The organism is Streptomyces odonnellii (genome assembly GCF_000981895.1).
Lineage (GTDB): Bacteria > Actinomycetota > Actinomycetes > Streptomycetales > Streptomycetaceae > Streptomyces > Streptomyces odonnellii.
The window spans coordinates 1-7,105 of the sequence record NZ_LATD01000526.1; the positions used below are offsets into that span (position 1 = coordinate 1).

Genomic DNA, 7,105 nt, shown 5'->3' on the forward strand with positions numbered 1-7,105 from the left:
GACGGTTGCTGGGCGCCGGGGGTCGGGCGCCGGGGGTAGAGCAGCCTTGTGTCGTCGGGGCCCGGCTCCGTGTCCGGCAGGTGTCAGGCGCGGTCCGGCCCGTCCGCCAGCCCCTCGTCCAGCTCCTGGAGCAGCCTGCGCTTCGGGCGGGCGCCGACCATCGACTTCACCGGTTCGCCCGCGCGGAAGAGGATGAGCGTGGGCATCGCGAGGACGCCGTAGCGGGTGGTGGTCAGCGGGTTGGTGTCCACGTCGAGCTGTACGACCTTGACACGGGCGGCCTCCTCCTCGGCCACGGCGCTCAGAACGGGGGCGAGCTGGCGGCACGGCGGGCACCAGTCGGCGGTGAACTCGACGAGGACCGGGAGGGTGGACCTCAGCACCTCGTCGTCGAAGCCGGCGTCGGTGACGGAGTCGACGCCCGCGGCTCTGGCGCCGGCTGCTTTGGCGCCGGCTGCTCTGGCGTCCACTGCTCTGGCGCCCGTTTCCTTGATCATGTGCGTTCTCCCTCGTTCATGGGGTCTTGTTCCGTGATGTCCTGTGCGGTGGGTACGGTCAGTTCGCAGCGGGGCGGCGGCGCTGTGGCCCTCATGACGTCCGCCCGCGCGGCTTCGGCCTGGGCGAGCTGCGCCCCGACCTGGGCGCGTACCGACTGGAGCTGGTCGATCAGACCGTCCAGTTCGGCGAGCTTGCGCCGGTAGACGGCGAGCGAGGCCGGGCACGAGTCCCCGGCCGGATGCCCGGCACGCAGGCACTCCACGAACGGCCGCGTCTCCTCCAGATCGAACCCGAAGTCCTGAAGGGTCCTGATCTGCCGGAGCAGCCGGAGATCGCTCTCGTCGTACGTGCGGTATCCGTTCACCGCGCGCCGTGCGGGCAGGAGCCCGCGGGACTCGTAGTAGCGCAGAGTCCGGGCGGTGGTTCCGGCCCGCTCCGCCAGCTCACCGATTCGCATGTGGTCGACCGTAATCCTTGACGCCGACGTCAAGGCAAGGGCCGCGGACCTGACGCCGAGTGGGCCGGCCAAAGCCATTGACGGCAACCCGACCCGGCACTACAAGACGTACTGAGAGCGCTCTCAGAGCTTTGGGTTCCGGATCCCGGGATCCTCCTCGGCACGCACCATCCTCACCGGAGGTGTTTCCTTGAGAACGAGCCGCACCAGACACACTCCCCGTACCCCCCTCCTCGCCGCGGCCCTAGCCCTGGCCGTCGCGCTGGCGGGCTTCATCGGGCTGACGGGCGCGGGCACCGCGCAGGGCGCCATTCCGCCCGCCCCCGGCTGGACCGTCCAGTGGAGCGACGACTTCAACGGACCCGACCGGACGCTTCCGTCCACCGCCAACTGGCAGATCGACACCGGTCACGGCTACCCCGGCGGGCCCGGCAACTGGGGCACCGGCGAGATCCAGAACTACACCGCGAGCCCCGACAATCTGAGTCTTGACGGCAACGGCAATCTCCGTATCACCCCGCTCAGGGACGGCGCGGGCAACTGGACCTCGGCCCGTATCGAGACCAGGCGCGCCGACTTCAAGGCCCCGGCGGGCGGCACCCTCCGTATCGAGGGCCGGATCCAGATGCCGAACGTCACCGGGGCGGCGGCCGCCGGCTACTGGCCCGCCTTCTGGGCGCTCGGCTCGCCGTACCGCGGGAACTACTGGAACTGGCCGGGCATCGGCGAGTTCGACATCATGGAGAACGTCAACGGGATCAACTCCGTCTGGGGCGTGCTGCACTGCGGGGTCAGCCCGGGCGGCGCGTGCAACGAGACCACCGGGCTCGGCGCCAACCGCCCCTGCCCCGGGGCCAGTTGCCAGTCGGCGTTCCACACGTACCGGTTCGAGTGGGACCGCTCGGTCGCGCCGAACGAGCTGCGCTGGTACGTGGACGAGCAGCTCTACCACTCCGTACGGCAGGACCGCCTCGACGCGGTCACCTGGGCCAATATGACCGAGCACGCCGGGTACTTCCTGCTGCTCAACGTCGCGGTCGGCGGCGCGTTCCCGGACGCGCTGGGCGGCCCGACCCCGACGGCTGCGACCGTGCCCGGCCGGCCCATGCTCGTCGACTACGTCGCCGTCTGGACCCGTGGCGGCGGCTCGCCCCCGACCGATCCGCCCACGGACCCGCCGCCTTCGGGGTCCTCGACGCTGTACCCGGTGGCGGGCTCCGGCCTCGGCGCCTCCTCCGGCTCCGCCACCACGGCCACGCTCGCCTCGGCGGGCGGCGCCAACTACGACGGCACACCGCACAACCCGCAGGTCTTCACCTCAAGCGGCATCACCCGCGCGTACAACGGCGGATCGACACAGTTCGACCTGTTCGTCGACTCGGGCGCCACTGTCGGCAACGGGCAGCAGCTGCGGGTGAGTTACGACCGTACGGGCGACGGCACATGGGACCGTACGGAGACATACACGTACCACGCGACCGACCCGATCCCCGGCTATGAGCACTACACCCAGGCGAGCGGGCTGAAGTCGGCGACCGGATCGCACGGCGACCTCACCAACGGCAAGGTCCGTATCGAGGTCTGGAACGCCATCGGCAACGGCACCAGCACACTCGGCACCGGCAACCAGTCGGTGATCCGGATCCCGTTCGGCTGATCGCCCCACGGACCGCCTCCCCTCCCCCCACGGACCGGCTCGTACGGACGCAGGTGCATCGGCATCCGTACGAGCCGGTACCGGCAGTTCCGGCGGTTCCGGCGGTTCCGGGCTGTTTCGGCGGTCCCGCTCGTGCGGCCCGTCAGAGCCGTGTGCGGACGAGGCCGATGAGCTTTTCCGCGGTCGGACGGTCGGATTCGTCCGTGACGCTCGTGACCACCTGGAGCGTGCAGGCGCGGTCGTCCACGACGAACTCGGCCATATTGCCGGAGCCGAAACCGATGCCGTCAGGGCTGTCGGCGCCGGAAGCCGGCTGACCGGGCACAGCCGTGCCGGGCGAGCCGATGCTCAAGGTGACGGAGTGGTAGGTGTCGGGGTTCTCCCACAGACACACGCTCTCCCCCACCCCGCCGTCGGGCCGGCCGCCGTCGTTCTTGCCGATGACCGGCGTGATCTCCGCGGGCTTGAGCAGCGTGCACGCGTCGACCTTCCCGGCCGGCGCCGCGGCATCGGGTTCTCTGCTCGCCGAGGGCCTGGAAGCCCGGTCGTCGGGCGTCCGGGTGTCCGTGGCCGTGTCCGAACCACACGCGGCCGCTGTCGGTACCAGCAGGAGCACCAGGCAGGCCGCAGCCAGAGATGAACGCTTCACGGATGATCCTCCAATTCGCCACCCCCGGACCCCGCCGGGACAACGTCAATGACGGCCCCGCCCGAGGCCCGGGTTGCGGCAGCGCGTGCCAGTTACGTGCGGGAACTGTCACCGGACGGCCACCGCTCCACCGCGTCGGCGGGACCGGCGCGACGGGAACATGGACCGGCGCCCCGGCTCCTGTTGGTCACTGTCCGCTCATCGGGAGATCAGCCCGCGGCCATGGCTTGACTCGCGCTTTCAGCCTTGGACGGACGCTCGATCGTCGCTCGTCATCTCGTGTCTGCCCGGCTTGGGGCGCTTCTGACTAGCGTCGTCGTTGTATAAGCCATCGACCCGGGAAGAACCCTTATGTCCATCAGTAGTGACAACCAGTCACAAGAGCCGGCCGGGCAGAGTCGGCGAGGTTTTCTGCGCAACACGGCGCTGGCAGGCGCGGGAACGGCGGTCGTGGGAGTCGGCGCGGCCGCGCTCGGCGCCACGCCCGCGTTCGCCGCGGACGCCGCCAACAGCGGCAAGGCGGGCAGGACCGGCACCTGGAAGCCGGATCCGACCGCCCTCCAGTTCACCCTCGCGGTCATGCCGGACACCCAGTTCCTGTACTGGGGCAGCCAGGACAGCGTCAACCGGACGCCGCAGGAGGAGTCGTTCCGCTACATCATCAACAACAGCGGGAACGCGGCCGGCAACATCGTGTTCATGGCGCACCTCGGTGACATGACACAGGACGCCGACGCGTCGTCGTTCGAGCAGGTCGACAAGGCGTTCGCCGTGCTGGACTCGCACGGTGCCGCGTACAGCGTGCTGGCCGGAAACCACGACGTGACCGGCGACGACAGCCGCGGCGACACGCCGTATCTGCGGACCATGGGCCCGCAGCGGTTCAAGCGCTCGAAGACGTTCGCCGGATCGGACCCGACCGGCTACAACACCGCGCACATCTTCCAGGCCGCCGGCCTCTCATGGCTGGTGCTGGCCCTGGACTGGCGGACCACCGACCAGGGCTTCGCGTGGGCCAACGGTGTCATCAAGGCCCACCCGAAGATGCCGGTGATCCTCACGTCCCACGACATCGTCGCTTCGCCGTACGATGACAACGTTTTCCCATACGAGTCCGGCGACCCGGAGGACAACGCCGTACTGTCCGGTTACGGCCAGACGGTCTGGGACAAGCTGATCAACGACAACGACCAGATCTTCCTGACCCTGAACGGCCACTACTGGCCGCCCGGGCGTACGACCAGGAAGAACGCCGTCGGCAACGACGTGCGCATGCACATCACGAACTACCAGAACCGCTACTTCGGCGGTGGCGGCATGATCCGGCTCTACCACTTCGACCTGGCCCGCGACACGATCGACGTCGAGACGATCAACCCGTGGATCCTGGCCCAGGAGCCGGAATCCCGCTCCGAGCCGGCGGCGGAGCACGCCCGGATCACCGGCCCGGTCGACAACTTCTCGATCCCGATCGACTTCGAGAAGCGGTTCTCCGGCTTCATCCCGGTTCCTGTCCGGCCCGCCCGCCCGGCCGCCAAGGAGCTGGTGAGAGGCACGCTGGCGTACTGGCGCTTCGACGGGCAGGGCGCCCCCGGCACCTCGCTCACCGTGGGCCAGACGATCCGCGATCTGTCCGGCAAGGGCAACGATCTGACGGTGGTGACCGTGCCGGGCACGGCCGCCGACGCGCTGACCTGGTCCGACGACCACCACCCCGACCAGCCCGGGCACGCCAGTCTGAAGTTCGCCGGTGGCAGGAATCCCGTCCACGGCACATATCTGACCACCGGAGCGAAGGCTCCGCTGAACCGCGAGACGTTCTCCGCCGGGTACACGATCGAGACGTTCGTGATGCTGCCGCTGGACTGGGACTCCGGGAAGAACGGCAACGCGTCGATACTCAGCCGCCGGGGTTCGGCCGGGGCGGCCGGCAAGCACGGCAAGAACACCGACCCGAACGAGCCGCTGGCCCAGTTCGCCGTCACGAACAACGGCCGCGAGGCGCAGTTCAACCACTACCCGCTGAACAACACCTACCCGACGACCAACTGGGGTCACGGCATGGTGGAGCTCAAGTGGTGGCACCTGGCGGTGGTCAACGACGGCCGTCTCACAAAGCTGTACGTCGAGGGCGATCCGGTCGTCGACAACCCGAACCGGCTGTCGGTCGGCCTCGCCTCGCTCGGGCTGCCCTGGCTGGTGGGCGGCCATGAGTACGCGGGCGACATCGACGTCGTCTTCCACGGCAATGTCGGTGACATCCGCATCGTGAACCGTCCGCTGTCCATGCACGAGTTCCTGACCGCCAAGTAGGGCGGTCACCGCCGTCCCGTCTCCCGTCCCCGGCCCCGCCCGTCCGCCGGGGACGGGAGACACTCCCGGCCCGCGCGCACCCATTTGCACCGCCCGAGGCATACAGGCGAAAAGGGGGAGGTACCCATCCCTCGCTCGCAACGTCCGTCTTCTTGGCCGGATGACCGTACGCGCTCGTTATGGAGTACGCGATGACCGAAATTGGCGAAACAACCACCTGTCCATTCGATTTCAGCGAAGGCCTGGAATTCGATCCCCTGCTCGCGGAACTCATGTCCAGGAATCCGGTCACCCGGATCCGGCTGCCCTATGGCGACGCGGACGCGTGGCTGGTGACGGGGTTCGAGGGGGTGCGGCAGGTGACCACCGATCACCGGTTCAGCCGGGCGGCGATCACCGGGCGCAACTATCCGCGGCTGACGCCGGAGCCGATCGTCTCGCCGGAGTCGATCAATGTGATCGACCCGCCCCGCTCCACCCGGCTGCGCCAGCTCGCCTCGCAGGCGTTCACCAAGCGGCACGTGGACCGGATGCGGCCCGCGGTCGAGGCCATCGCCAGCCAGCTCCTCGACGAGATGGAGGAGCACGGCGCGCCCGCCGACCTCGTACACCATCTCTCCGACCGGCTCCCCCCGCACACCATCTGCGAGCTGCTCGGCATCGCGCCCGCCGACCGGCCCCGGATGCAGGAGTACGCGCACCAGCTCCTCTCCACCGGACAGAACACGCGGCAGGCCGCGGCCGACGCGAAGTCGGCGCTGCGCGAGTACTTCGGCGGGCTGGTCACCGAGCGGCGGCGCAAGCCGGGGGACGATCTGATCAGCACCCTGGCCGCCGCCAAGGACGGCGACGACGCCTTCGACGACCAGGACCTCGCGGTCATGGCGCTGACCCTCATGCTGAGCGGGCACGACACGGCGACCTGCGAGATCAGCAATATCTCCTACATCCTGCTCGGCCGGCCCGACCTGATGGAGCAGGTACGGAACCGGCCCGCGGAGCTGACGCGGGTGCTGGACGAGCTGCTCCGCTTCATTCCGTTCCGCAAGGGCGTCGGCATTCCCCGTATCGCGACCGAGGACGTGGAGATCGAGGGCGTCACGATCCGCGCGGGCGACTTCGTCCATGTCTCGTATCTGACGGCGAACCGCGATCCGAAGAGGTTCACCGACCCGGATGTCATCGACCCGGACCGTACGCCGACCCCGCACATGACGTTCGGCTGGGGCGGACACCGCTGTATCGCGGCGCCGCTGGCGATGGCGGAGCTGGAGGCGGCGATCGGGGGGCTGGTGAACCGTTTTCCGCGGCTGCGGCTGGCGGTGCCGACGGAGGAGGTGCGCTGGGACACGGAGACGATCCGGCGGTTCCCGGTCGAGCTGCCGGTGAGCTGGTAGAAGGCAAGACGGAGGAGGGCGGGCCGAGGAAGGCTCGTACCAGCGGTCGTACGGTACGGGGTCCCGGGGAACGCATCCGGGGCCCCGCACCGGTACCTGTACGCGTCCCCTCCCCCGTACCTGTGCTCGCCCCC

6 protein-coding genes are annotated in these 7,105 nt (G+C 69.3%); 3 read left to right on the forward strand and 3 right to left on the reverse strand.

Annotation, left to right across the window (positions count from 1 at the left end; genetic code table 11):
- Positions 1 to 83: 83 nt before the first annotated feature.
- Positions 84 to 497, reverse strand: a complete 414-nt coding sequence (locus WH07_RS34450) for a thioredoxin family protein (RefSeq protein ID WP_079023801.1) — start codon at positions 495 to 497, stop codon at positions 84 to 86.
- A complete protein-coding gene (locus WH07_RS34455) occupies positions 494 to 955 on the reverse strand; it encodes a MerR family transcriptional regulator (protein WP_046508893.1) in 462 nt (153 codons plus the stop codon). Before WH07_RS34455 ends, WH07_RS34450 begins: the two co-directional genes overlap by 4 nt.
- 190 nt (positions 956 to 1,145) lie before the next feature.
- Between WH07_RS34455 and WH07_RS34460 the strand changes: the two genes are divergently transcribed.
- Entirely contained in the window at positions 1,146 to 2,612 is a 1,467-nt protein-coding gene (locus WH07_RS34460; RefSeq protein ID WP_046508895.1) for a glycoside hydrolase family 16 protein, read from the forward strand.
- Between the two features lie 142 nt (positions 2,613 to 2,754).
- Here the strand turns inward: WH07_RS34460 and WH07_RS34465 are convergent, their stop codons facing one another.
- Positions 2,755 to 3,261 carry a hypothetical protein gene (locus WH07_RS34465; protein WP_046508897.1) on the reverse strand — a complete coding sequence of 169 codons (507 nt, stop codon included), beginning with the start codon at positions 3,259 to 3,261 and terminating at the stop codon, positions 2,755 to 2,757.
- 351 nt (positions 3,262 to 3,612) lie between these two features.
- Between WH07_RS34465 and WH07_RS34470 the strand changes: the two genes are divergently transcribed.
- Both WH07_RS34470 and WH07_RS34475 read left to right on the forward strand, forming a co-directional pair.
- The gene (locus WH07_RS34470) at positions 3,613 to 5,574 is read left to right on the forward strand and encodes a LamG-like jellyroll fold domain-containing protein (protein ID WP_046508899.1); all 1,962 of its coding nucleotides are present in this window, start codon (positions 3,613 to 3,615) and stop codon (positions 5,572 to 5,574) included.
- A 191-nt stretch (positions 5,575 to 5,765) separates the two neighbouring features.
- Positions 5,766 to 6,971 (forward strand): cytochrome P450, encoded by a 1,206-nt coding sequence (locus tag WH07_RS34475; RefSeq protein WP_046508903.1) that lies wholly within the window; start codon positions 5,766 to 5,768, stop codon positions 6,969 to 6,971.
- Positions 6,972 to 7,105 lie beyond the last annotated feature (134 nt).

Excerpts from the sequence above, each read along its gene's own strand:
- WH07_RS34450 (WP_079023801.1), bottom strand. The coding sequence starts at position 497 with ATGATCAAGGAAACGGGCGCCAGAGCAGTGGACGCCAGAGCAGCCGGC.
- WH07_RS34455 (WP_046508893.1), bottom strand. The coding sequence starts at position 955 with ATGCGAATCGGTGAGCTGGCGGAGCGGGCCGGAACCACCGCCCGGACT.
- WH07_RS34470 (WP_046508899.1), top strand. The coding sequence starts at position 3,613 with ATGTCCATCAGTAGTGACAACCAGTCACAAGAGCCGGCCGGGCAGAGT.
- WH07_RS34475 (WP_046508903.1), top strand. The coding sequence starts at position 5,766 with ATGACCGAAATTGGCGAAACAACCACCTGTCCATTCGATTTCAGCGAA.